21 protein-coding genes and 1 pseudogene are annotated in these 24,444 nt (G+C 69.8%); 5 read left to right on the forward strand and 17 right to left on the reverse strand.

Annotation, left to right across the window (positions count from 1 at the left end; translation table 11 throughout):
* Positions 1–107: 107 nt before the first annotated feature.
* Complete coding sequence (locus AB0G17_RS12550) at positions 108–923, reverse strand: enoyl-CoA hydratase/isomerase family protein (protein WP_361379907.1); 816 nt, start codon at positions 921–923, stop codon at positions 108–110.
* A gap of 183 nt (positions 924–1,106) precedes the next feature.
* On the opposite strand from AB0G17_RS12550, the gene AB0G17_RS12555 reads away from it, so the two are divergent.
* From AB0G17_RS12555 to AB0G17_RS12565, 3 genes are all read left to right on the forward strand, one after another.
* The gene (locus AB0G17_RS12555) at positions 1,107–1,937 is read left to right on the forward strand and encodes an oxidoreductase (protein WP_361379910.1); all 831 of its coding nucleotides are present in this window, start codon (positions 1,107–1,109) and stop codon (positions 1,935–1,937) included.
* Positions 1,938–2,604: 667 nt separating this feature from the next.
* The gene (locus AB0G17_RS12560) at positions 2,605–3,588 is read left to right on the forward strand and encodes an aldo/keto reductase (RefSeq protein WP_361380592.1); all 984 of its coding nucleotides are present in this window, start codon (positions 2,605–2,607) and stop codon (positions 3,586–3,588) included.
* A gap of 101 nt (positions 3,589–3,689) precedes the next feature.
* Positions 3,690–5,168: an aldehyde dehydrogenase family protein gene (locus tag AB0G17_RS12565; RefSeq protein WP_361379913.1), complete on the forward strand. Its 1,479-nt coding sequence runs from the start codon at positions 3,690–3,692 to the stop codon at positions 5,166–5,168.
* Between the two features lie 178 nt (positions 5,169–5,346).
* Here AB0G17_RS12565 and AB0G17_RS12570 read toward each other — a convergent pair.
* Together AB0G17_RS12570 and AB0G17_RS12575 are read right to left on the reverse strand one after the other, a co-directional pair.
* Positions 5,347–5,486: pseudogene (locus AB0G17_RS12570) on the reverse strand (IS630 family transposase); the annotation flags it as partial.
* Positions 5,487–6,039: 553 nt separating this feature from the next.
* The gene (locus AB0G17_RS12575) at positions 6,040–6,744 is read right to left on the reverse strand and encodes a DUF4097 family beta strand repeat-containing protein (RefSeq protein ID WP_361379916.1); all 705 of its coding nucleotides are present in this window, start codon (positions 6,742–6,744) and stop codon (positions 6,040–6,042) included.
* A gap of 1,434 nt (positions 6,745–8,178) precedes the next feature.
* On the opposite strand from AB0G17_RS12575, the gene AB0G17_RS12580 reads away from it, so the two are divergent.
* Positions 8,179–8,664, forward strand: a complete 486-nt coding sequence (locus AB0G17_RS12580; protein WP_361379919.1) for an NADAR family protein — start codon at positions 8,179–8,181, stop codon at positions 8,662–8,664.
* Positions 8,665–8,829: 165 nt separating this feature from the next.
* Here the strand turns inward: AB0G17_RS12580 and AB0G17_RS12585 are convergent, their stop codons facing one another.
* From AB0G17_RS12585 to AB0G17_RS12645, 13 genes are all read right to left on the reverse strand, one after another.
* Positions 8,830–10,845, reverse strand: a complete 2,016-nt coding sequence (locus tag AB0G17_RS12585; protein WP_361379922.1) for a PE-PGRS family protein — start codon at positions 10,843–10,845, stop codon at positions 8,830–8,832.
* Positions 10,846–10,913: 68 nt separating this feature from the next.
* The gene (locus tag AB0G17_RS12590; RefSeq protein WP_361379925.1) at positions 10,914–12,107 is read right to left on the reverse strand and encodes a hypothetical protein; all 1,194 of its coding nucleotides are present in this window, start codon (positions 12,105–12,107) and stop codon (positions 10,914–10,916) included.
* A 26-nt stretch (positions 12,108–12,133) separates the two neighbouring features.
* The gene (locus AB0G17_RS12595) at positions 12,134–12,235 is read right to left on the reverse strand and encodes a DUF1963 domain-containing protein (protein ID WP_361379928.1); all 102 of its coding nucleotides are present in this window, start codon (positions 12,233–12,235) and stop codon (positions 12,134–12,136) included.
* 246 nt (positions 12,236–12,481) lie between these two features.
* The gene (locus AB0G17_RS12600) at positions 12,482–13,468 is read right to left on the reverse strand and encodes an MsnO8 family LLM class oxidoreductase (protein WP_361379931.1); all 987 of its coding nucleotides are present in this window, start codon (positions 13,466–13,468) and stop codon (positions 12,482–12,484) included.
* Between the two features lie 435 nt (positions 13,469–13,903).
* Positions 13,904–14,101: a transposase gene (locus tag AB0G17_RS12605; protein WP_361379934.1), complete on the reverse strand. Its 198-nt coding sequence runs from the start codon at positions 14,099–14,101 to the stop codon at positions 13,904–13,906.
* 158 nt (positions 14,102–14,259) lie between these two features.
* Positions 14,260–14,646 (reverse strand): hypothetical protein, encoded by a 387-nt coding sequence (locus tag AB0G17_RS12610; RefSeq protein ID WP_361379937.1) that lies wholly within the window; start codon positions 14,644–14,646, stop codon positions 14,260–14,262.
* A 543-nt stretch (positions 14,647–15,189) separates the two neighbouring features.
* Positions 15,190–15,780, reverse strand: coding sequence for a hypothetical protein (locus tag AB0G17_RS12615; protein ID WP_361379940.1), 591 nt, complete (start codon positions 15,778–15,780; stop codon positions 15,190–15,192).
* Positions 15,780–16,928, reverse strand: a complete 1,149-nt coding sequence (locus tag AB0G17_RS12620; protein ID WP_361379943.1) for an ROK family glucokinase — start codon at positions 16,926–16,928, stop codon at positions 15,780–15,782. The genes AB0G17_RS12615 and AB0G17_RS12620 overlap by 1 nt, the downstream gene beginning before the upstream one ends.
* Before the next feature lie 190 nt (positions 16,929–17,118).
* Positions 17,119–17,973 carry an ATP-binding cassette domain-containing protein gene (locus AB0G17_RS12625; protein ID WP_361379946.1) on the reverse strand — a complete coding sequence of 285 codons (855 nt, stop codon included), beginning with the start codon at positions 17,971–17,973 and terminating at the stop codon, positions 17,119–17,121.
* Entirely contained in the window at positions 17,970–19,019 is a 1,050-nt protein-coding gene (locus AB0G17_RS12630; protein ID WP_361379949.1) for an ABC transporter permease, read from the reverse strand. The genes AB0G17_RS12625 and AB0G17_RS12630 overlap by 4 nt, the downstream gene beginning before the upstream one ends.
* Positions 19,016–19,999, reverse strand: coding sequence for a sugar ABC transporter substrate-binding protein (locus AB0G17_RS12635; RefSeq protein WP_361380595.1), 984 nt, complete (start codon positions 19,997–19,999; stop codon positions 19,016–19,018). The genes AB0G17_RS12630 and AB0G17_RS12635 overlap by 4 nt, the downstream gene beginning before the upstream one ends.
* A gap of 128 nt (positions 20,000–20,127) precedes the next feature.
* Complete coding sequence (locus AB0G17_RS12640; protein WP_361379952.1) at positions 20,128–21,132, reverse strand: sugar ABC transporter substrate-binding protein; 1,005 nt, start codon at positions 21,130–21,132, stop codon at positions 20,128–20,130.
* A 180-nt stretch (positions 21,133–21,312) separates the two neighbouring features.
* Positions 21,313–22,032, reverse strand: a complete 720-nt coding sequence (locus tag AB0G17_RS12645; protein ID WP_361380598.1) for a GntR family transcriptional regulator — start codon at positions 22,030–22,032, stop codon at positions 21,313–21,315.
* A 155-nt stretch (positions 22,033–22,187) separates the two neighbouring features.
* Here AB0G17_RS12645 and AB0G17_RS12650 point away from each other — a divergent pair, with 155 nt between their 5' ends.
* Positions 22,188–23,186 carry a Gfo/Idh/MocA family oxidoreductase gene (locus AB0G17_RS12650; protein ID WP_361379955.1) on the forward strand — a complete coding sequence of 333 codons (999 nt, stop codon included), beginning with the start codon at positions 22,188–22,190 and terminating at the stop codon, positions 23,184–23,186.
* 18 nt (positions 23,187–23,204) lie between these two features.
* Here AB0G17_RS12650 and AB0G17_RS12655 read toward each other — a convergent pair whose 3' ends face one another.
* Positions 23,205–24,416, reverse strand: coding sequence for a cytochrome P450 (locus AB0G17_RS12655; RefSeq protein WP_361379958.1), 1,212 nt, complete (start codon positions 24,414–24,416; stop codon positions 23,205–23,207).
* Positions 24,417–24,444 lie beyond the last annotated feature (28 nt).

A 24,444-nucleotide genomic window follows, 5' to 3' on the forward strand; every position in this document is an offset into this window, starting at 1 on the left:
GGAGTACGGCCTTGCGGACGACGTAGGCGTCGAGTCCTTCCGAGCCGCTCTCCTGGCCGTGGCCGGACGCCTTCACGCCGCCTGGCGGACGGTGGGGTATGACGGCTTCATCGCGATGCCCTATCGTCCAGTTCGTCCAGGACCGCTCGGTGCGCCGACGCGTCGGCGATCGGCAGCGCGGATCCCGCCCGGCGTGTGGCGACATGCCTGGCGCTCTCGTCGTCCAGGTAGCGGGACAGCGGCTGGTCGGGGGCCTGCCGGAGGTTGGCGAGAGCCCCAGCCAGCGCTGCGGGGCGCCGCGCGCACAGGTCGCGGACCAAGGCCTCCATGGTCGCGTCGAATTCGCTCCCGGGACACCGGACGGTGGCGAATCCACGGTCCTGCGCCTCGCGGGCCCCGATCTTGCGCGGTCGCAGCATCCAGTCCGCGGCGACGCCGGTACCGAGCAGCCTGGTGAGCCACCAGGCGACCCCGAAGTCTCCGGAGAGTCCGGCGGCGAGGTAGGCGGTGTTGACGACCGCGGTGTCGCTGATGACGCGCAGGGTACAGGCCGCGGCCCATCCGACGCCGAGGCCGGCGCGGGCGCCGTTCACCGCAGCGACGGTGACCTGGGGCAGCGCGGCGAGGGCCTCGACCGTGGCGGCCTGGCGTCGCAGCAGCGCGGTCTGTTCCGCCGCCGGCCCGGTGCGCGGCGGGCGCTTCAGGTCACCCCCGGCGCAGAACGCCCGGCCGGCACCGGTCAGGACGACGACCCGGACGTCGTCGCGGACGCGCAGGGTGCCCAGGTGGGACGCGAAGGCGTCGATCATCCGGTCGTCGACGGCGTTGAGACGGCCGGGGCGACTGAGGCGGATCCGCGCGACCTCTCCCGCCGGCGTGAGCTGTACCGGTTCGCCTTCGTCCGCCACGGGTGTCGGCAACACGCGCTCCTCCTCGTGAGTCCGCAGGGCGGCGGCTCTCTTGCTTCGCAATTACATTACGTGTTAGACACGTAATGTAAGCTGGTCTGAGAGACCCGCAAGGCCGTACCCGCCCGCCCCTGCGAAACGCAGACATCACGACGAACCGCTCACGGATCACTTGACGGTTCACTTGGAGGATCCGAAATGAAGGTGTGGTTCATCACAGGAGCGTCCCGCGGCTTCGGACTGGAGATCGCACGCCAAGCCGTTGAGCGAGGAGACTCCGTCGTGGCGACCGCCCGCGACCCCCGGGCCGTGGAGAAGGAGCTCGCGGACGGTGGCGACCGGCTGCTGGCCCTCCCCCTCGACGTCACGGACGAGGGGCAGGCGGAAGGCGCCGTCACTGCCGCCATGGACCGGTTCGGGCGGATCGACGTCCTGGTCAACAATGCCGGCCGGGGTCTCCTCGGGGCGGTCGAGGAGGTCTCCGACGACGAGGCTCGGTCCCTGTTCGACACGAACGTCTTCGGTCTTATGTCCGTCACGCGGGCGGTCCTGCCGGTGATGCGCGAGCGCCGCTCCGGCCGGGTTCTCAACATCAGCTCCGTGGGCGGCTTCACCGTGGGCGCGGGTTGGGGGGTCTACGGAGCCACGAAATTCGCGGTGGAGGGCCTGAGCGAGGCCATGCGGGCGGAACTCGCGCCGCTCGGCATCGCGGTCACCGTCGTGGAGCCCGGCGTCTTCCGCACCGACTTCCTGGACGGCAGCTCACTGCACCGCACCGAGCGCACGATCGACGACTACGCCGCCACAGTGGGCGGCACCAGGGCCTGGGCGAAACAGAACAACCACACCCAGCCCGGCGACCCCGTCAAGGCGGCCGCCGCGGTGATCGCCGTGGCCGACAGCCCCGAGCCGCCGACGCGCATCCAGCTCGGAGCGGACTGCGTCGCACGGGTCGAGGCCAAGCTGGAGCTCATGGCGGACGAACTGGCGCAATGGCGCGAGCTCTCGCTGTCCACCGCGCACGTCTGATCCGCTGGCGGACCCATCGGATCCGTCAGCGGACCGGCGGACGAGGTCGGGACCGCGGATCGCCGTCCGGACGGCACCCAGGAGAACTCATGCAGGACACCGCGCATCAGCGTCCGCACGTGGCCCTGATCCACGGTCTGGGCCTCGACACCACCATGTGGAACCGCGTCACGGACCTCTTCCCGGGCGGCTCGATGTGAGCCTCCACCCGCTGCTCGGCCACGCTCCGGGTGCTCTCGCACCCCATGTGCCGACCCTGCGCGATGGACCGACCCTGCGCGATGGACCGCCCCTGCGCGATGGACCGACCCTGCGCGACACGGCCGACTCACCGCCGCACATCTGCGACCTCGCACCCATCTCGTGGGGTTCTCCCTCGGCGGCCTCGTAGCCGCACAGGTTGCGCACACCCACCCCACCCTGGTGTGTTCCTTGAGCCTCGTCAGCACCGTCGGCCGCCGCACGGAGGAGGAGAGAGCGCGGTCCGCGAGCGTCTCGCCCCCATGGAGAGAGACTTCGACGCGGGGGTTGAGGACATGCTCGCCCGCCGGTTCCGGCCTCACTGGCTGGAGAGGGACCGGGATCTTGCACATGGCCTCGCGGCGACCATCCGCCGGCACGACCGGGACGCGCTCCTCGCGAAATTCAATCGGAGACAAGCATGACGATCGACATATTGCCCACCAGGCCCCTCGGTTCGACCCGGGTCGGCGCTGTGGGGCTCGGCTGTATGGGCATGAGCCATGCCTACGGAGAACGGGACGACGAGACATCCCGGGCCACCCTGCTGCGCGCCCTCGATCTGGGCGTCACGATGTTCGACACGGCGGACATCTACGGGCAGGGAGCCAACGAGGAACTCATCGGGCAGACACTGCGGGATCGCAGAGACGAGGCGTTCCTGGCGACCAAGTTCGGGATCGTCTGGCGAGACGGCGTCATGGACGCCCGAGGTGACGCTTCGTACGTGCGGGAGAGCTGCGAGAAGTCCCTGCGCCGGCTGGGCGTCGACCACATCGACCTCTACTACCAGCACCGAGTCGACCCCCGCGTACCCGTGGAGGAAACCTGGGGTGCCATGGCCGAGTTGGTCGCCGAGGGTAAGGTCCGCTTCCTGGGGATCTCCGAGGCCTCGGCCTCCACCATCCGGCGCGCTCATGCCGTCCATCCCGTGGCGGCACTCCAGAGCGAGTGGTCGCTGTGGACCCGTGACATCGAGGACGAGGTACTCCCCACCTGCCGGGAACTCGGCATCGCGGTGGTGCCGTTCTCCCCGCTGGGACGAGGCTTCCTGACGGGAGGAATCAGTTCGGCGGCGGAAATCGGGCCGAACGACATCCGCAGCAGGATGCCGCGGTTCACCGACGTCAACATCAAGCGCAACATGGCCATGGTGAACGCACTGACCCGGCTCTCCGACCGAGCGGGCGTCACACCGGGTCAACTGGCGCTGGCCTGGCTCCTCCACCAGGGCTCCGACATCGTCCCGATCCCTGGTACCAAGCGCGTCACCTACCTGGAACAGAACGCCGCCGCCGGTTCGGTACGCCTATCTCCCTCCGACCTCGCTGCCATCGAGGCCGCGGTGCCCCTCGACGCCGTGTCGGGAGACCGCTATGGCAGCAGCCACGCCGGCGCCGCCGGCAGGTGAAGGCGATCCGTGACGGGCGATCCGCCCGCTGCTTCCCCTCTCCTCTCCTTCCCTTCCCTTCTCCCGCTGCACCCGCACACCGACAGACAGGACAGCAGACCATGGCTGAAGCATCGTCCCCGCCACCGCCGTATTCCTTCGGCGACCAGCTCACCGGCTCGTGGCGCCCCGGGCGCGCCACGACGACGACCACCGTGACCGATCCCTACACCGGCAAGGTTCTGCTCGACCTTGCGGACGCCGATACCGGCGATGTCGCGGAGGCGTTCACCGCTGCCCGTGCCGCTCAGCGGGAATGGGGGGACGCACTCCCGAGCGAGCGGGCGGACGTACTGCGCCGAGCCGTCGGGATCATGGAACGGCGCCGGGAGGAGATCATCACCTGGCTGATCCAGGAATCCGGCAGCACCCGGATGAAGGCGACGGCGGAGTGGCACGCCGTCCGGGCGATCACCCTGCACGCCTCGACGCTGCCCCACCTCGCGGAAGGCCGCATCATCCCCGCGGATGTCCCCGGAAAGGAGAACCGGCTGTACCGCAAGCCTGTCGGAGTCGTCTCCGTCATCAGTCCCTGGAACTGGCCGGCGCATCTGACGACGCGTGTCGTCGCGCCCGCCCTTGTCCTCGGCAACTCCGTCGTCGTCAAGCCCTCGCAGGAAACGCCGGTCACCGGCGGTTTCCTCTTCGGCCGGATCTTCGCCGAGGCGGGTCTGCCGCAGGGAGTCCTGAACGTGGTGAGCGGTCCCGCGTCCGCGATCGGGGACGCGTTCGTGCTCAACCCGCTGTCGCCGTTGCTGTCCTTCACCGGCTCCACCCAGGTGGGACGACACATCGCGTCCCAAGCCGCGACCGCGCCGATGCTGAAGCGTGTCGCCCTCGAACTCGGGGGCAACAACCCGCTGGTGGTCCTCGACGACGCCGACCTGGACCTCGCCACCGACGCGGCGGTCTTCGGCAGGTTCTTCCACCAGGGCGAGATCTGTATCAGCGCCAACCGCGTCATCGTCCAGGACGCCGTCCATGACGCGTTCGTCGACCGATACGTCGACCGGGTACGGGAGCTCAAGTACGGCGACCCCAACGAGGAGGACACCGTGGTGGGCCCCCTCATCAGCCGGCGCCAACTGGACAACGTCCTCGACCTGCTCGCCCGCAGCCGGGCACAGGGCGCCACCACACTCCTCGGCGGAGACCCGGAGGGCCTCGTCCTGCCGCCCCACGTCCTGGCCGACGTGACCAACGACATGGCCGTGGCGTGCAACGAGATCTTCGGTCCCGTGGCGCCCGTCATCCGGGCGGCCGACGAGGAAGAGGCCCTGCGCATCGCCAACGACACGGAGTACGGCCTGTCGAGTGCCGTCTTCAGCGCGGACGGCGAGCGCGCGCTGGCCTTCGCCCACCGCATCGAGGCTGGCATGACGCACATCAACGACTCGCCCGTCGTCGACATGCCCAACACACCGTTCGGCGGCGACAAGAACTCCGGGCTCGGCCGCTTCGGCACGCACGCCCTGCTCGACGAACTCACCCGGCAGCACTGGATCTCCGTCCAGCACACGAGGCCCGCATATCCCTTCTAGCCTCCGCGGCCGGGGACGGTACGGCGCTCGGTGCAGCTCCCGACCGGGAGCTGCACCGATGGCCGCCGACGCGAGTGCCGCTCAGACCCAGGCAGTCAGAAGCCCTACTGGCTTCGGCGTTTCGAGGTGGTTGGCTCGCGCGCTGGCCTCCCGGGGTGCGAGTGGTCGGTGCTGCAAGCACCGTGCTGCCGCCGGCCGAGGCCAGCAGCATCGTCGCCCGTCGAAACCGCACCGACCTGGTACGGCCCGCCGAACGATGTGCTGGAGTCTCTGCCCCTCCTGCTCGGTCAGCCCGCGAACCCGCACCGGTTGCACCATCCCGCCTCCCCATGCTGGTTGGAGAAGTCATTTCCAACCAGCACAACGAGCAACCCGGCGAACCTTCCCGGTCACAGCACTACTCGATGACCGACGTCAAAGATCAAGGGGCTGCTCCGCAGAAGTTCGTGGAGGAGGCAGACCGCTGGCGGCGCCGCCTGGCAAGGGCCGCACCTGTGACCTATGGACCCGCCATGTGCACGGTCCCCCAGCCTTGTTCCGACCTGCGGGGACAGCCCACCCCGTGGCGCAGCGGTGGTGCCCCGCGCCCCCGGCCGGCCCCGCAGCCCGGGCAGGGCGCCGGCCCGGGCATCCCGGTCCGCACCGCACGCAACGCGCCGCCAGCCGCTCTTGCCGCTGATCTCCCCAATTCGATCCTCGCCGACGTGACCGGGATGCACTGCCATACCGCACTCCGCTGGGTCGCCTGAGCCAGACGTGACTGGGCCGGGCACCTCGCCGCCGGAGCCGAAGCTGAAGCTGTCCGAAAGCGGAGAGGATGAAAGAGCGGCGACTGAAAGACCGTGATCCGTGGCCGCTCTGAAGAAGGTCACTAGCCTGCCGACTCCACAGTCAAGTCACCGTTCGTTGTCGACAGATCCAAGCGGTACTTGCCCGACGGGTCGTTCTTGAACGCCACCTTCTTGTCGCCGTGGGAGTCGTTCGCTGAGATCTGGTACTTGGCGGGCGGGGCCGTGATCGTGAGGCTGCCGCTGGTCGTGCGGGCCTTGATGTTCTGTGGGGTGGCCGTCCGGATCGTCACCTCGCCGTTCGACGTCTGCGCGTCGATGTCGCCGCCCTTGGCGTCCTTGACGTTGACGTCACCGTTGGACGTGCGCAGCTTCACCGGGCCTCTCGCGCTGTTCACTGCGATCTCGCCGTTGCTCGTGTGCACGTCGACCGTGCCGACGTCGGTCAGTGTGAGGCTGCCGTTGGACGTGCCTCCCGTCACCGGAAGACCGGCGGGCACCTTGATGACGTAGTCGACGCCGCAGTTCTTGCCGCAGCCGGAGAGCGTCAGGACGCCGTTCTCGACGCTGAAGGAAGTGCCACTCGGCTTGTCACCACGGTAGTTGACCTTTCGGTGCACGGAGGTCGTTGAGATGTCCGCCGAGGCGTCCACCTTCACCCCGCCGTTCCCGCTGTCGAGGCGGATCGAGGTGATTTTCTGGGGCACCTTGGCGTCGTCCTCGAAGGTCTTCTGGTCGAGGGCCGAGCACGCGGAGAGCCCTCCGACGGTGAGGGCAGCCAAAGCCACTGCGGCAAGGACGCGCGTCTGTAGGCGTCGCATCAAGTTCCCCCGTATGGAGCGAGTTGGATCGGTGATCAGTCACTGTGACTTTACGCAGCCACAGTCCCGCTCACGATGGGGAAAACCCCCCATTGCCAGGACTGGGGTGACCTTCACGGCGACCACGGCCGTCGTGAGGAGGTCACGTGACTTACCACCGGGCTCCGCCGGAAGAGGTTGCCGCCCGAATGCCCCGCCCCGAACGAGGCCGGATCAGCCGCCTGACCACCGCGCACGTCATCCACGACCAGAAGGGCGTCGCCCCTGCAGCTCTACAAGACACCGCTGAGACTGCCACCCCCACCGGATGAGCTCGTCCTCCAGCTCGTTGAAATCGCCCGCAGCCACGAGCACATGGTGATGTCCAACGACCAGAACGCACCCCGGCTCTTCCCGACCCAGCGCCCCGGCAAGCCGCTGACCGGCCGCCGGCTCGCAAGCAGGCTCCGGGACATCGGGCTTCCGTCCGAAGCCGCGCGAAGCGCTGCAGGGAGTTGCCCGGCTCGCGGCGTCTGCGTGGCCCGCGCGGGGCGCCGGGCCACTCTGCGTCTCCTGCGATCCAGTCGCGCTGAACCGGCTGCCCCGCCAGCCTATTTCCGCGCGGCCACATATCCGAACCTACCGATACGCGCGGAGAAGACCGGCAAGTACGGCTACATCAAGCACGCCACCGTCATACGCAAGGCCGGCGGCGAGGACACCGAGTACCCCAAAGCCCATCCAGGACGTCTCCGGTCCCGGCACCGCGCTGATGGAGCTGGACCTTCTCTGCACCTGTCCAGTGGGCTGGTGACGGAGCAACAGTCGCTTTCAGGGTGGCGAAGGGGACGACCAGGGGCTCGCCGCCCCCGGGGCCAACGTAGGCACCACCCCTCACGTCAGCCAGCACAAGCACAAATCAGAAGCTAGCGGCAAACAGTGAAGGACCAGCCCCCGCGCTTCTCGGGCGCCGTCACCGTCGTCGCCGGGGCAGCAGCGCGGACAACGCCGCCGCAGAGAGCTGGAACGCGTCCATGAAGAGGGAAACCCCAAGGGTGCGAGGGCATGGCCCACCGCTCGCCACGCGCGGCTCGCGGCGTTCCGCTGGGCCAGCCGCTCAACACCCGACGCCGACACTCCCGGCTCGGACAACGCTCCCCGATTGCCTACGAGAACGCGCTCTTCGCACCCTCAACTACACTTCCCCGAACCGCATAACCCCGTGTCGCAGCGCCGCTACGCGCTGGGCGACATGGACAGCAAGGACTGGCCACTGCGGGTGCTGGTGGCAGGGCCCGGTGGCCAGACCGCCCGCTCGCTCAGCCGATCACGCAGGAGGTCTACGACCGAGCAGTCGCCTACTTCGAGGACCGGGCCCGGTGGCTCGCCGAGCGGCCCACGCGGGTGCCGACGGACGGACCGGTGACTCCGTATGCGCCAGCGGTCAAGCTGTACCACTCGAATCCGAACAAGCCGGTGGCCAACCCAGGCAGGGACGGCCAGCGCAACGACTACCCCGCCTCGATCGTCGTGGAGAGCGTGCGCTATCCCTCTGTCGCTCATGCCTACTGGGCTCTCTCGGTCGCTCAACCCGAGGTCCGGGCCGCGATCGTAGAGGCGGGCACCGGTTCTGCCGCAAGCAAGCTCGCGGCTGGAGGACCGCGCCGCAAGGGCTGGGAGCAGGCCCGGACCGCCGTCATGACCGAGCTGCTGCGTGCCAAGTACGATCAGCATCCCGACCTGGCCAAGATCCTGTTGGCGACGGATGACGCCACCGTGATCTACGACGACGCGGACTCGGCCTTCTGGGGCGACAACGGCGGCCGGGGCCGCAACTGGACGGGCCGTCTCCTCGAACTCATCCGTTCCGAACTGCAAGCGCGGCGTGCTGGTCTCTTGGGGCTGTGACCTGAGCAGGTGCGCGATGCCCAAACTCCCCGACATCCCCTCTCATCGAAGTCCGAACGAAACCCTGTTGTGGGTCGAGTCCGGCCGGGCACACTGACGGCCTGCCCGAGTTCCGGCCTGGCCCGAAGTGTCCAGACGCGGACGACCGACACGGCTGGGTCGCGCTCACGGCCCCGGTGCGGCACTGGCCGGAGGCTGGATTGGCTGCAGCATCTGCTCCATGACGCGGACGGGCAAGGCCGGATGCTGAGCCGCGTCCTGCGCGGTGTCCCTGTCCCTCAGTAGGCGAATCAGCACCCGCGCGGGCAGTCCGGGGTGTCGTGCGGCCGCGCCGCGGATGTGCTCGTGTGGGTCGTCGAGCAGCCGGACCGCTGATGCGGGCGTCAGCCGGGGGTCCTTCGCGGCCCGGTGCCGTACCTCCTCGTCGCTGTCCCGGCTGAACCGCTCGACCAACCCGGCCGTCGACTTCGGGTCGTCCAGGGCCAGTTGGCGCATCCGCGGGTTCGGGTCGTCGGCGTACCGGAGCAGGCCGGTGCGGGGGAAGTCCGGATGACCGTGAGGGCGATCGGGGGTGCTGAGGCTGCCGGTCCACCACTGCCACACCCTCATCAGCATGTCCGCGGGCGCGTCGTCGCAGGATTCCGCGAGGAAGAGCTGTACGACACGGTCCTCGTCGCGGGCGAGGAGTTCGACGACGTCGGGCGGGAGGCGCCGGGCCCGGGCGACGCTTCTGCGTACGAGAGGGTGAGAGGAGGCGGCCAAGCGGCGCATCTCGGCGGGGTCCTCGTGCAGCGCGACGACCCAGTCGAGCGGGTAGTGATGGACGCGCGGGTCGAAGTCGATATCGATGGCCGCCCGCTGTTCCTCGGTGAGGTCGGAGCGTACGGCCACCGCAGAGCGGACCTTCTCGTCGGGGTCGTGGGCGAGGATGTTGACCAGGTCCGGGTCCAGGTGCGGGTTGCCCGCGAGCATGCAACGCTGGGCCGATTCACCGTGGTGGGCCAGATGTTCGGTGAGGGAGCGCTCCAGACGGCAGGTCTTCACCGCACGGCTTTGTAGTTCGGTGGCCTCAAGTCCCTTGGCACCAAAGGCGGATCGGGCCATCGGGTGCTCCCGGTGGTACTGGAGGAGCGCCTCGATGCGGACCTTCCCGGAGGCGTCGTCGAGAAGCGCGCGTCTAGCCACACTCCCCAGATAAGGCCAGGCCCTTGGGCAGGCCGCGGCCCGTACGGACCACGCGACGTCGGCGGTCAGAGCGGTGAGTGTCCGCACGGGCAGTCCGGCAAGGCGAGCGGCCTCTTCGCGGATCCGTGCCGACGGGTCCGCCGCGAGCTGTTCGTACGCGGCGTCGGTGAGTTCGACCTGCCGGTCCGCCGCGAGCAGCGTGAGGATCCACCGGTTACGGGGCTCTTCTTCGCCCAGGATCAAGCGCGCCCATTGTTCAGTCGTGATGTTCGGCTGGACCTCGGCCAGATGCTGCCGCACCTTCGGATCCGGGTGGACCATGGCCGCCTCGACGACTGCGGTCGGCAGTGGGCGCCACATCATGTGGTGCGACAGGCCCAGGAGGCGGGCGAGGAGGTCGTCGGGTGTGGCCGGGTTGAGTGCCAGCCCGTGCGCCCACAGCTCGCACAGCCGCTCCGAAGGCCCCGGTCCCCGAAACAGCTCCGCCCAAGCGGCCTCCCGCTCCCCTGGGGTCTCCTGGGCCGCCGCCCGCGCGGTTGCCTCCTGCCGTTCCCGGATGTGGTCAAGGAGGATGAACCAGACCTCGTCCTCCTCGGTGGTCACCCCGATCAGGCTGTTGCCGTCCGTCGAGAGCGTGAGGAATTCCGGCTGCCCGGGCCGCTCACCGAGCACACCGGCGAGGTCCCACTCACCGGTGAGTCGCACCCGGGCCCAGCGCCTGGGCGCACAGCCGGTCCAGTCGCCGGCGACATCGATAAGGAATACGCCGTCCTCGCCAACGACCCCGTTGTCGGTCGCGAGCCGGTGCCACTGCGCGTTGAGCTCGACGACCGGGTCGGGCAGGTCTGCCCGCACGGCCACGGCCGGCGTGGTGTCGCCCGAAATCACCGGTCGCCAAGCAGCTCGGGGCGGCAGTACCTCCTCGATCCGCCAGTCCCCCACGACTTCCAGCCCCGCATGTTGCAGAAGCTCAAGCAGCTTGTCTCTCCCACCCATGGGATCCCATCCTGCCCGAAACAGCTCGCCGTCTCCCCATGCGCTGGGCTGACGCCCGTCGTCAGGTCTCACAGGCCGATGGCCGACTCGACCTCCCCCATGACGAGATCGGGGAGAACGGCAAGGGCAAGGTCGCGCAGGGGCACGTTCGGGCTGGACATCTCCTCCTCGACATGCGGCAGCCATGCGGACAGCCGGCCCAGCACCTGCGCCAGAGCGTCTTCATCGGCGTCGGCCAACGCCGTCACGAGTGCCACGATCTGGCCACGGGAGGTGTCTGCCGGAGCGTGAAGTTCGGCCAGCCGTGATCGCACTGGCCAGCTCTGCTCACCGTAGACGGTGGCGAGTGCGGCAAGGGTGAAGCGGACCGCGTCGCTCTCTCTGTCCCAGAGAGTCAGCAGGCGCGGCAGTTCGCGGCCGATGGCACGGCGCGTCAGCTCGTCAGCTGGCGGCTCCTGCCGTGCGGTGCCCAGGGCGGTGGTCCGGTCCGCCAGAGACACTGCCAGCGAAGGCCCAGTCACCGACAGGCGCAGAAGGTCGTCGAGCAGGATCAACCGGCAGGCGACGGGTACGGCGTCGTCCTGGATCAGTTCTGCCAGGAACGGGATGGCTTCCACGGTGGTGTCGGTGCAGGTTCCCTGATGGGCCACGGCATCCGCGAGGTCACCGAGGAAGCCGTACGCGGTCTCATAGGGCTCACCGAACGCGAAGTTCTCGGCGAGCAGCCATGCCGCCGCAGCTGGTGCGTTCTCTTCTGTGCGGTACAGGCGCTCTGCAGCGGTGACGACGGCTTGGACCACGAACCCTGGCTCACCGAGTTCACTGCTGGGCCAGGCTGGAGCGGCTGGGGGGCGAGCAGGCTCTGCGGGCATCGGGGTGGGCAGGGGCACCTCGGCTCGGTCCTGTTCGTGAAGCAGCCCAGCCCTTGGAAAGACGCGTTCCAGGGTCTCCGCGTGGCCCTCGCTGCAGCCCTGATAAAAGCCGCCGTGCACCCTGGCGAGCTGCGCCACCCGTATGCGCTCGCTCCGGAGGAACGGCTCGAGCGCCATGCGGTCGTGACCGCTGTAGACGGCCAGCGAGAAGACCTGCCACCAGCCTTCCAGTTCGGGATCCGTCGGCGGTTTGCCGTACCAGAAGCTCGACGGCTCGAATCGGAAGTGATCGTGTACCCGGACGGCTGTCAGGCGGTGCCCCATCGCAACGAGCTCGGCTGCGGCATCCCTGGCGGCAGCTTCGGTGGGCAAACAGAGCGTGTAGTGCACGCCCCAAGCAGGAGGCGAGGCAGTCATCAGCTGCACTGCCAGGTGAACATGGCGCGATCGAACCGCCGCTCGGCCAGGTCCTGCGGACGGATCAACCAGTACAGGGTGCCCACGTCGCCCCACATCATGTCCGCGACCTCCTCGCTATCGAACGTAGGAGCAAGCCAGCCGGGGGCCCTCACCTATCACGCGCTATCACTCGGCCCCTATGAGCGGCGTCCTCACTGTAGCTGTCTGACCAGGTTGAAGACCTCCCGGCCGCATAGCGCTTGAGGCAACGGACGATCGCGCGTCGGGTCATGCCCTCCTTGATGCGGCGCGCGGGGCAGCGCTGGTGGGCGGGGCAGGACGGACGGTTCGGTGCCGCGCGGTTGTCACGGTGCATTCGTGGCCTCGCAGTGCTTCTTGATGAGGTCGTAGGAGCGCACGCGGGCGTCGAGGTCGTAGACAGGTGTGGTCAGCATGAGTTCGTCTGCTCCGGTCTCGGCGGCCAGTTGCGCGAGCCGGCGTACGACGGCCTCGGGCGTCCCGCACGCCTGCTGCGCACGGAAACCGGCAAGCGCCTGTCGCTCCTCCGCCGTGAAGGGATGAGTGGCGGCATCCGCGGGCGTGGGGAAGGGAATCTCGCTCAGCCCCTTGAGCAGCCCGGCCTTGACGACGTCCATGGGCCCGGCTCGCCACGCCGCTTCCTTCTCCGTTTCAGCGCATATCGCCTCCACGCACACCACAACGCGGGGCTGCTCGCACCAGCGGGACGGGATGAACGCCGCCCGGTAGCGCTCCAGCACCGTGAAGGTGTTGTCGGGCCGGATGTGGTGTGCGACGGCGATCGGCAGGCCGAGTCGCGCGGCGAGGGCGGCACCTGCGGTACTGGAGCACAGCAGCCATGGCTCCGGCAGCGGGCCGAGTGCCACTTCGTCGACCAGGAACGACAGGATCGCAGCGACGTCGTCGTGGTACTGCGCGTCCGTCGCCGGTCCAGCTCCGCGGCGCAGTGCCCGCGCGGTGGCCTCGTCGAAGGTGCCGGGGCCGCGGCCGATACCCAGGTCGATGCGGTCCGGGTGCAACGCGGCCAGTGTTCCGAACTGCTCCGCCAGCGTTATGGGCGCGTGGTTGGGCGCCAGCACTCCGCCCGACCCGAGCCGGATGGCTGAGGTCGAGGCCGCAGCATGAGCGATCAGCACCACGGGCGGGAAGGCGCCGATCGCGGGCGAATGGTGGTGCTCGGCGTACCAGATCCGGTGATACCCCAGTAGTTCGAGCCTGCGAGCGAAGTTGGCGCTGTCGCGCAGGGTCTCCACGCCACGGGTCCCTGCTTCGACCACTGCGACTTCCAGCGCTGAAATCGGCACATTGATCATGCCGTCAGCATAGGGAAGGGATCGGTGGCCGCCTCAGGTGCGGGTGGTCTCCGCTGCCAGGGCGCTCGGGCCAGTGGGTGAGGTCCGTACGCCAGTTGCCTCCGGTCCGAGGCCGTCGCCGCGCTGGTCGACCGCATCAGTCGCTACGTCCGCCGCGTCCCACTGCCCGACAGACACGAGGCCGAAGCCGTCCGTGGACAACCGGTCCCCACCGGAGGCCAGTTGAGCTCCCCGGGTGGGGAGGGCTGATCACGTGGGGTGATTGTTACGACGACGGTCCCTATGAGCGGGGTCCTGGCTGTAGCTGTCTGACCAGGTGGAAGACCTCGCGGGCCGCATAGCGCTTGAGGCAACGGACGTTTTCGCGACGGGTCTTACCCTCCTTGACCCGGCGCTCGTAATGGTCCTGAGTGCGCGGCTCGACCCGCAGACGGTTCAACACGATGCGATGGAGCGCGGCATCTGCCTGACGATCGCCACCACGGTTGAGCCAACGGTACTGCCGGCGTCCCGAGGACGCTCGACTGGACTGACTCCGCACAAAGCGGCGAAGGACGCCTCACTGTCCAGGCGGTCCGGGTTCTCCCCCACCGCGATCAGCAGAGAGACAGCCGTGTCCGAGCCGAACCCCACCCCTGCTGGCCCGCTCCACCGGGCAATCGGCGGTCTGCCAACAAGCGTTCCAGGGGCACGGCCCCGCCTGCCACTCCAAGATCCGGCTCAGTGAGGTCCAGCTTCCGATCGAACCCCGCGAGTTTCACGTACCTGTTCGGCACTTCGGCCTCCCCGCGCTACATCAGGGTTACGTTCGGGCAGGAGTGAGAGCCGGCGGTCGCGTTGAGGAAGTTCTGCAGGGTGGCGCGCCGGAGGTCTGCGGCCTTGGATACGTCACCGCCTGTGTGCTTGCGAAGGGCATTGGCGTACGCGGTGTTCCAGTGGGCGGTGAAGCAGACGTCCCCGTCGGTGCAGTGCAGTACCGCCTCCTGGCGGGGGGAGGTGAGTCCTTTGCCGCTGGGGAGGTCTGTGAAGGTGCCCGGTCGGTTCAGGGCCGCCCGGGCGAGGGTCGCCTCAGAAGTGGCGGTGAGGGAGAGGCGCGCGTCGGCGCTTCCGTCCAGGGCCAGGTCGCATGTCCACGTTCCGGTCTGGTGGTTCAGCTGTTCCTGACCGGGTTCGGCCACGCTCGCGATGACGCCGTCACGGGGCAGTGTGAAGCCGGGCAGTCCGCAGACCTCGCGCGCGCGTGTCGGGTGTTCTTCGGTGGGCTCGGACAGGGCGCTGGGGCGCGCAGGTCCGGGGTGTCGCAGTCCGCCTGTTTCGCGGTCTTCCGCGCCGTGTTCACGAGCATCCGCGCCGTGTTCACGAGCAGCCGCGCCAGTCCCATGCGGTCTGCCGTGCCGTGCTCCATGGCGGCCTCGACCGTGGCGACGGTGTGTTCCGCCGGGCGCACCACACGACCGCCCTGGACGTTTCCGACCTTCACCCAGCACGCCTGCGGGAGCACGACATAGCCACCCCGGCCGGAAACGGCACCCGTCGATCCGTCCTTGAAGTACGACCTCGCCGCAGGGTCCTTCCAAACAGCCGTCGTGAACGGGAACGCCCCCTCCTCGGTGGCGGTCCTCAACATCACTTTCAGGTCGTCTCCTCCGGCGAGAAGACTGCCCGATGCCCGGCCCACGGGCTACCGTCCGGTCAGGCGGTCGCGCGACGCGCCCGCCCGGTCACGGCGTCGCCGTGGAGACCACGAAGACGGCCGGGTTGTCGGGGTCGCTCTCGTCCACCGTGATGTCCTGCGTGGGCAGCGGGTCCTTCTGGGCGTGGCGGGTGCCCGCCCAGTCGTGGCCGGACGGGAACGACCAGCCGACCTTCTGCGCGTCGGACGTGCCGATCGCCACCGAACCGGGCCGCAGCGCCGCCGTGCTGGTGCCGCAGTCCTTGAGGAACTCGGCGAGACCGGCCGCGGTGGTGCGGAACTGCACGTACAGCTTGCTCACCGCCCAGCTGTTGGTCTCGAAGTACTTGACGTCCGTGGCGGAGGACGGGACCGGCACGTCGTAGATGCGGCGCTGGGTCTTGGACGGCCAGTCGTTCTGGAGGCCGGTCGCCGAGGCCTCCGACTCCTTGTCGCGTCCGCTGTCGCGGCTCTGACCGGCGGAGATGGCCAGGTAGCCGGCCGGGACCCCGATGAGCAGCACGATGATCACCGCGGTGAGCCAGCGGCGGCGGATCATGTGCCGGCGGTCCTCGGGGGCCGGGGGCAGGTCCGGGGGCGGGGACTGGCGCGGCACGGCCGGCCGGTCTGCGGGGGTCATCACGGCGATTCCTGGGTGGTGCGGGCGGAGCTCGACTTGCGTACGGCCTCGGCGACCTGGGCGTACCGCTCGTAGCGCTCCACCCGGCGGCGGTTGGCGCGGCGGAAGCGGCGGGCGACCAGGCGGGCCAGATCGGCGGCGCCGACCATGCCCGCCTCGGGGCCCAGCTGCGCCTTGGCGATACGGGCCTCGGGGCGGTAGCCACGGCCGGTGAGATGGCGCCGGAAGGCGTCCCTGGCGGGGCCGATCAGCAGGTCGTCGGCCGCGCTCACACCGCCGCCGACGACGAAGCAGGACGGGTCGAGGGCGGCCGCGAGGTTGGCGATGCCGACGCCGAGCCACTGGCCGATGTCCTGGAGCAGCTCGACGCACATGGCGTCGCCCTCGCGCGCGAGCTCGGTGATGAGCGGCCCGGTGATGTCGGGGATGTTGCCCTTGACCCGCTCCAGGATGTTGTACGCGACCGGCGAGTCCGCGACCGCCAGCTCGCGGGCCTCGCGGACCAGGGCGTTGCCGGAGCTGTACTGCTCCCAGCAGCCGCGGTTGCCGCAGGCGCAGCGGTGGCCGCCGGGCACGACCTGCATATGGCCGAACTCGCCGGCCACGCCGTACTTGCCGCGCTTGACCCGGCCGTCCTCCAGGATCGCGCCGCCGATGCCGGTGCCCAGGGTGATCATGACGAGGTGGTCCTCGCCGCGGCCCGCGCCGAACCGCCACTCGGCCCAGGCGGCCGTGTTGGCGTCGTTGTCGACCATGACCGGGACGGCGAGGCGGGACTGCAGGGCGTCCCGCAGCGGCTCGTTGCGCCAGGCGAGGTGCGGGGCGAAGAGGATGGTGCTGCGGTCGGCGTCGACCCAGCCGGCCGCGCCGATGCCGACGGCGTGCACGTCGTGGCGGTCCGAGAGGTCCAGGACCAGCTCGGTGATGGTGTCCTCGACGACCTTGGGGCTCTTGGACTTGTCCGGCGTCTCGGTGCGGATCTTTTCCAGGATGGTGCCGTCGGCGTCGACGACGCCCGCCATCACCTTGGTGCCGCCGATGTCGATGCCGACGGTGGGGACGCGGGGGGCGGTCAGGTGCGAGCGGCGCTCCCGGGTGCCGACTGTACGCAGGACGGTGGCCCGGGCGGAGCCTCGGTAGGTGTTCATCGGGCCGCACCCCTTCGCGGAGTCGGAGGGGTGTCCTGGAGTGCTCGCACGACTGGTGTCGTCCCTGGAGGTCTCGGGGAGCCGGGGTGACCGGCGGCGGACGGCGCCCGCCGTGCCCGATTCTGCCACCCCGGCCGGGAGCCGACCTCGCGCGCCCGTGCCGCCCCGGCCGCCCCGCCCGCCCCGGCCGTTACGTGGCGGTGTCGGCGGGCCGGGCGCCGAGGTCCGGCTCCGGGGCCCGCTGGAGCTCGTGGCTGAGCTCCTCCAGCTCGCTGCCGCCCGCCATCTGGCGGGTGAGCTCGTCCAGGGTGATCTGGCTGCGCAGATGGCTGCCGGTCATCGTGCCGCGCTTGAGCAGGACGAAGCGGTCGCCGACCAGATAGGCGTGGTGCGGGTTGTGCGTGATGAGGACCACGCCGAGGCCCGCGTCCCGGGCGGCCGCCACGTACTTGAGCACCACGCCGGACTGCTTGACGCCGAGCGCCGCCGTGGGCTCGTCCAGGACCAGGACCTTGGCGCCGAAGTAGACCGCGCGGGCGATCGCCACGCACTGGCGCTCGCCGCCCGACAGGGTGCCGATGGGCTGGTCCACGTCGCGCAGGTCGATGCCCATGCGCAGCAGCTCCGCGTGGGTGGTGCGGCGCATCAGGTCGACGTCGAGGCGCTTGAAGGGGCCCGCGCCCCTGGTCGGCTCGGAGCCGAGGAAGAAGTTGCGCCACACCGGCATCAGCGGGACGACCGCGAGGTCCTGGTAGACGGTGGCGATGCCCCGGTCGAGCGCCTCGCGCGGGTTGCCGAGCGAGACGTCCTCGCCCTCGATGCGGAAGGCGCCGGCGTCGTGCCGGTGCAGCCCCGCGATGATCTTGATGAGGGTGGACTTGCCGGCGCCGTTGTCACCCAGGACGCAGGTGATCTCGCCGCCGTGGACCTCCAGGGAGACGCCTTCGAGGGCGCGGATGTTGCCGTAGTACTTACTGACGTCGTCGAGCTCCACGAGGGCGCTCTCGCTGCTCCCGGTGCTCTTGGTCAGGGTCGCGTCCGTCATGCCGTCGCCTCCGCCCGCTTGCGCACCCATGCGTTGAGCAGGGTGGCCAGAAGGAGCATCGCTCCCAGGAAGAACTTGAACCAGTCCGGGTTCCACTCGGCGTAGACGATGCCCTTGCTGGTCATGCCGAAGATGAACGCGCCGACCGCCGAGCCGATCGCGGAGCCGTAGCCGCCGGTGATCAGACAGCCGCCGATGACGGCCGCGATGATGTAGATCAGCTCGTTGCCGACGCCCTCGCCGGACTGAACGACGTCGAACGAGAAGAGCAGGTGCTGGCCGGAGATCCAGGCGGCGAACGCCACGCCCATGTACAGGCCGATCTTGGTCTTGTAGACCGGTACGCCGACCGCGCGGGCCGCGTCGGCCTCGCCGCCGACCGCGAAGATCCAGTTGCCGAAGCGGGTGCGCAACAGGATCCAGGTGGCGAGCGCGACCAGACCGAACCACCACAGGATGGTGACCTTGAGGTCGACGTCACCGACGCTCAGCTGGGAGGCGAAGACCTTCTTCGCGGAGCCGAAGCCCTCCATGTCGGAGATGGACTTCGTGGAGACCGTGCCGCTGATCAGCTTGGTGAAGCCGAGGTTGAGACCGGTCAGCATGAGGAAGGTGCCCAGCGTGATGATGAAGCTGGGCAGTTTGGTACGGGTCAGCATGAAGCCGTTGAAGGCGCCGAGGGCGAGCGTGGTCAGCAGCGAGACCCCGACGCCCACCCAGACGTTCGCCGTCATCTGGTAGCTGAACATCGACGAGACGAGGGCCGACGTCGTCACCAGCACACCGGCCGACAGGTCGAACTCGCCGCCGATCATCAGCAGCGCCACCGGCACCGCCATGATGCCGATGGTCGACGCCGCGTACAGCACGGTCGAGAGGCTGGAGGCTCGCAGGAAGCTGTCCGCGACGATCGAGAAGAAGACGAAGACGGCGATGGTGCCGACGACCGAGCCGAGCTCCGGGCGGCCGAGCAGCTTGCGCAGCACGGACCGGTGGATCAGCCGCTCGTCCTTGGCGGACGCGGGCGCTGGCGCTGTGGCGGTCATCGGGTCCCCCGCTTCGTGTATTCCTCCAGCTCGGCGGCGGCGTCCTTGGTGATGATCTGAGGTCCGGTCAGCACCGGCAGCCCGCCGCCGAGCACATCGCCGTTGTACTTGTAGAGCCAGAGCAGGTCCACGGCCTCGTACCCCTGGAGGTAGGGCTGCTGGTCGACGGCGAAGCCGAGGGTGCCGTCCTTGAGCTCGGAGGCGACCTTGGCGTTCAGGTCGAAGGTGTCGACCTCGGCGGAGCTGCCCGCGGAGTTCCTGGCCTTGACGGCGGTGTCCGCGAACGGCGCGCCGAGGGTGACCACGGAGTCGATGGACTTGTCGGCCTGGAGCTTGGCCTCGATGGAGGACTGGACGTCGGGCATGTTGGTGCCGGTGACGTAGAGGTTCTGCAGATCGCCCTTGAAGGTCTTCTTGGTGCCCGCGCAGCGCTGCTCGTGGCCGACGTTGCCCTGCTCGTGCAGGACGCAGAGCGCCTTCTTCTTGCCGCGCTTGTTGAGCTCCTCGCCGACGGCCTCGCCCGCGATGGTCTCGTCCTGGCCGATGTGGGTGAGCGCGCCGAGCTCCTTGGACTTCTCGGAGCCCGAGTTCACGGTGATCACCGGGATGCCGGCCTTGACGGCCTTGGCGACGGCGTCCTTCATCGCGTCCGGCTTGGCGAGCGTGACGACGATCCCGTCGACCTTCTGGTCGATGGCCGCCTGCACGAACTGCGCCTGCTGCTGCCCCTGGTCGCTGTGCGAGTACAGGAAGTCGATGTTGTCCTTGACGGCGGCCTGCTTGGCGCCGCTCTGGACGATGTCCCAGAAGGTGTCGCCGTCGCCCGAGTGGGTGATCATGGCGATCTTCCAGCGGGGGGTGTTCACCGCCGCCTTGCCCTGGGCGGTGGCGGCCTTGCGCGCGTCCTCGGCGCGCTTGCCCCCGGTGCTGCTGCATCCCACCAGGGAAGCTCCGAGCACCGCCGCCAGCACCGCGCCGATCGCGCGTACCCCTGTCCGAACCCTTGCCACGACGCCGTGCTCCTCTTGCTGTACTCCCAGGTGCGTCCGGGACTGGTGCGGACCTGCCCCGGCCGCCCAAGTATGGGTCACGTGAGGTCGGCGGCGGATCATCGGGTACCGCGAGCGGTGTACTTCTCGAGCGCCGGCACGTCCTTCTCGGTGACGATCGCGGGGCCGGTGAGGACCGGCCTGCCGCCGCCGACGACATTTCCGTTGGACTTCAGGAGCCACAGTTCGTCGACCGCGAGATACCCCTGGAGATAGGGCTGCTGGTCGACCGCGAAGCCGATCTCCTTGGCCTTGAACTGCTTGATCACGGCGGCGTTGAGGTCGAACGTGTCGACCTCGGCGGAGCTGCCCGCGTCGCCCTTGGCTTTGACCGCGGCGGCCGCGATCGGCGCGCCGAGCGTGACCACCGCGTCGATGTCCCTGCCGGCCTGGAGTTTCGCCTCGATGGAGGAGGTGGCGGCGGGCGTGTTGGTCCCGTCGACGTTCAGGTTCTCCACCGAGCCCTTGAAGGTCTTCTTCACCCCGGCGCACCGCTCTTCCAGCGATACGTTGCCCTGCTCGTGGATCACACAGACGGCCTTCTTCTTGCCGTTCGCGTTGAGCTGCTCGCCGACCGCCTCGCCGGCGACGCCCTCGTCCTGCCCGATGTGGCCGATCGCGCCGAGCTGCTTGGAGTACTGGGCGCCGGAGTTGATCGTGACGACCGGGATGCCCGCCGCGACCGCCTTCTTGACGACGTCCTGGACGGCCTGGGGCTTGGCCAGGGTGACCACGATCCCGTCGACCTTCTGGTCGATGGCCGCCTGGATCAGCTGCGACTGCTGCTGGCCCTCCTTGTCGGCCGAGTAGAGGAAGTCGACGTTGTCCTTGGCGGCGGCCTGTTTCGCGCCGCTCTGGACGATGTCCCAGAAGGTGTCGCCCTCGCCCGAGTGGGTGATCATCGCGATCTTCATCCGGGGTGTGGAGACGCCCTTGCCGCCGCCCCCGGCGTCCTGCGTCTTCTCCTCGGAGCTCTTGCCGCCCGAGCTGCTGCATCCAGCGACCGCGAGTGCGAGGGCCGCGACCACCGCCGTCGCCGTGGCTGCCGTGCGGGGTATGCGCATGGGGTCCGCCTTCCGTCCCGGCCGCGCTACGCGGCACGTGGGTTACTGCTCCCGTGGAATGGCCTGCTTTTCCGGCTGGGGGTCCGGGGGTTGTCCCCCGGGAGATAGCAGTAGCGGCGCACGGACGGACACGTCAATACTTTGTCCGAACATTCTTACCCGGCCCGCTCCCGCGCCGGGTCACGGCCGCACCAGCAGCTGGAACTCGAAGGCGTACCGCGACGCCCGGTAGACGTGCGTGCCGAACTCCACGGCCCGCCCGGTGTCGTCGAACGTGGTGCGCTGCATCGTCAGCAGCGGAGCCCCCTCGGTCTCGGCGAGCAGCTCGGCCTCGGCGGCCGTCGCGGCCCGCGCCCCGACCGACTGCCGGGCGCTGTGCAGGGTGATCCCCGCGCCGCGCATCAGCCGGTACAGGCCGGTGGCCTCCAGCTGTACGGTGTCGAGCGCGAGCAGCCCGCCCGGCAGGTAGTTGCGCAGCTGGGCCATCGGCTCCTCGTGGGCGTACCTCAGCCGCTCCACCAGATGGACGTCGTCGCCCTCGGGCACGCCCAGCGCCGCCGCCACTTCGGCGGTGGCCGGTTCCACTGTGTTGCGCAGCACCTTGGTGGCGGGCTTCTGCCCGGCCGCCTCCAGGTCGTCGTAGAGGCTGCTCAGCTCCAGCGGGCGCTTGACCTGGCTGTGCACCACCTGGGTGCCCACCCCCCGGCGGCGCACCAGCAGGCCCTTGTCGACCAGGGCCTGGATGGCCTGGCGGACGGTGGGGCGGGACAGGCCGAGGCGGCCCGCGAGGTCGATCTCGTTGCCGAGGAGGCTGCCGGGCGTGAGGGTGCCCCGCTCGATGGCCGCCTCCAGCTGCTGGGACAGCTGGAAGTAGAGCGGGACCGGGCTGGTGCGGTCCACGCTGAGCTGGAGCGGCACGGCGGGATCCGGCGCGGTTCTGGGCTGCTTGGACACGAGGTGAGCGTAGTGCTCGGGCCATGTTGACGGGAAGTCGTGAAGTCTGATTGTCAGGACAAACTCTTGACAGGACGACCGGGCGCCGTCACCTTTTGGCCATGCGCATCGGACTCATCGGAACGGGACGTATCGGCTCCTTCCACGCGGAGGTGCTGGCCCGACATCCCTCGGTCACCGAGCTCGTCGTCGCCGACGCCGACCCCGCGCGGGCCGCCGCGGCCGCCGCGCGGACCGGGGCCACGGCCGCCACGGTCGACGAGCTCTTCGCGGCCGGCCCGGACGCGGTGGTGATCGCCTCGGCGACCGCCGCGCACGCCGGCCTGATCGCCCGCGCGGCCCGCGCGGGGCTCCCCGTCTTCTGCGAGAAGCCGATCGCCCTGGACCTGGCCGGGACGCTGGCGGCGCTCGACGAGGTGGAGAGCGCGGGAACGGTCCTCCAGATCGGATTCATGCGGCGCTTCGACGCGGGGTACGCGGCGGCCCGCGAGCGCGTACGGGACGGCGGGCTGGGGCGGCTGCACACCGTGCGGGCGATCACCTCGGACCCGGCGCCGCCGCCCGCCGCGTATCTGCCGCTCTCCGGCGGGCTCTACCGGGACTGTCTGGTCCACGACTTCGACATCCTGCGCTGGGTGACCGGCCGTGAGGTCACCGAGGTGTACGCGACCGGCTCGGACGCCGGGCCCGCGATGTTCCGCGAGGCCGGGGACGTCGCCACGGCCGCGGCCCTGCTCACCCTCGACGACGGCACCCTCGCCACGGCGACGGCGACGCGGTGCAACGGCGCCGGGTACGACGTACGGATGGAACTGGCCGGGGAACGCGACCAGTTGGCCGTCGGTCTCGGCGAGCGCACCCCGCTGACCTCGGCCGAGCCCGGCGCGCCCGGGCCCGCCGCCGACCCCTGGCCCGGCTTCCTGGAGCGTTTCGCCCCCGCCTACCGGGCCGAGCTCGACGCCTTCGTACGGGTGGTACGGGGCGAGCTGGCGAACCCCTGCGACGGCCGGGAGGCCCTGCACGCGCTGCGCGTCGCGGAGGCGTGCGAGCGCTCCCGGCACGAGCGCCGCCCGGTCGCCCTCGCGGAGTTCACCGGATGAGCGCCCGGCGGCCGGGGTTCACCAGCTGACCGGCAGGCTCTCCGGGCCGCGCACCAGCATCCCCGACCGCCAGGTCAGCGCCGCCGGATGGATGTCGAGCGCCAGGCCCGGGCACCGCTCAAGGAGCGAGCGGATCGCGATCCGCGCCTCCAGGCGGGCCAGCGGCGCGCCCAGGCAGTAGTGGATGCCGTGGCCGAAGGCCACATGGCCGCGCGGGTCGCGCCGGATGTCGAAGCGGGACGGCTCGGCGTACTTGTCCGGGTCGCGGTTGGCGTCGGCCATCGCGACGAGGACGAGCTGTCCGCCGCCGGGGACCACCGTGCCGCCGATGTCGACGGGCTCGGTGGTGAAACGATACGTCGGGGTCTCGACCGGGCCGTCGTAGCGCAGCATCTCCTCCACCGCGTTGTCTATCAGCCCGTCGAAGTCGGCCCGCAGGTCGGCCAGTTGCTCCGGGTTGCTGAGCAGCGCCAGGACCCCGTTGGAGATCAGGTTGACGGTCGTCTCGTGGCCCGCGACCAGGAGCAGCCAGGCCATGCCGAGCAGTTCGGGGCCGGAGAGCCGGTCGCCGTCCTCGTCGGCCGTGGTGATCAGCGCGCTCATCAGGTCGTCGCCGGGCTGCTCGCGCTTGGCGGCGAGGAGCGCGGTCAGATACTCCGACATCGACTTGGCCGCGGCCATCCGGTCGGCCAGCGCGGGCGCCGAGACGGAGGCGTTGGACCACTCGCGGAAGCTGTCCTGGTCGAGGGCGGGCACCCCGAGCAGGTCGCCGATGACGGTGATCGGCAGCGGGAAGGAGAGCGCCTCCACCAGGTCGGCCCGGCGGCCCGGTTCCTGGAGCATCCGGTCGAGCAGCCCGTCGGTGGTCCGCTGGATGCCCGGCGCCATGCTCTCGACCCGGCGCGGGGTGAACTCCCTGGTGACCAGCTTGCGCAGCCGGGTGTGGACGGGCGCGTCGGAGCTGAGCATGGTGGTGCCGGAGGCGACCGGCTTCACCCCGAGGCCGGGCGCGGCGTTGCGCCACTCCTTGGAGAGCCGCGGGTCGGCGAGCGCGGCGCGCCCCGCCTCGTACCCGACCACGAGCCAGGCGTCCGCGCCCTCGGGCATCCGGACGCGGTGCACCGGTCCGTGCTCGCGCAGCTCGGCGTAGACCGGGTACGGGTCACGCGTGAAGTCCTCGCCGAGGGCGGCGAGGTCGACGATGGCGTCCTCAATGGCGTTGCTGGTCAACGCGGGTCCTTTCAGGGGGCCGAGTGAG

Source organism: Streptomyces sp. NPDC023838 (assembly GCF_040639555.1).
Classification (GTDB): Bacteria; Actinomycetota; Actinomycetes; order Streptomycetales; family Streptomycetaceae; genus Streptomyces.

Coding starts and splice junctions, on each gene's coding strand:
- AB0G17_RS12555 (WP_361379910.1), top strand. CDS start 1,107: ATGAAGGTGTGGTTCATCACAGGAGCGTCCCGCGGCTTCGGACTGGAG.
- AB0G17_RS12565 (WP_361379913.1), top strand. CDS start 3,690: ATGGCTGAAGCATCGTCCCCGCCACCGCCGTATTCCTTCGGCGACCAG.
- AB0G17_RS12585 (WP_361379922.1), bottom strand. CDS start 10,845: ATGGGTGGGAGAGACAAGCTGCTTGAGCTTCTGCAACATGCGGGGCTG.
- AB0G17_RS12595 (WP_361379928.1), bottom strand. CDS start 12,235: ATGATGTGGGGCGACGTGGGCACCCTGTACTGGTTGATCCGTCCGCAG.
- AB0G17_RS12600 (WP_361379931.1), bottom strand. CDS start 13,468: ATGATCAATGTGCCGATTTCAGCGCTGGAAGTCGCAGTGGTCGAAGCA.
- AB0G17_RS12615 (WP_361379940.1), bottom strand. CDS start 15,780: ATGACCCCCGCAGACCGGCCGGCCGTGCCGCGCCAGTCCCCGCCCCCG.
- AB0G17_RS12620 (WP_361379943.1), bottom strand. CDS start 16,928: ATGAACACCTACCGAGGCTCCGCCCGGGCCACCGTCCTGCGTACAGTC.
- AB0G17_RS12625 (WP_361379946.1), bottom strand. CDS start 17,973: ATGACGGACGCGACCCTGACCAAGAGCACCGGGAGCAGCGAGAGCGCC.
- AB0G17_RS12630 (WP_361379949.1), bottom strand. CDS start 19,019: ATGACCGCCACAGCGCCAGCGCCCGCGTCCGCCAAGGACGAGCGGCTG.
- AB0G17_RS12640 (WP_361379952.1), bottom strand. CDS start 21,132: ATGCGCATACCCCGCACGGCAGCCACGGCGACGGCGGTGGTCGCGGCC.
- AB0G17_RS12650 (WP_361379955.1), top strand. CDS start 22,188: ATGCGCATCGGACTCATCGGAACGGGACGTATCGGCTCCTTCCACGCG.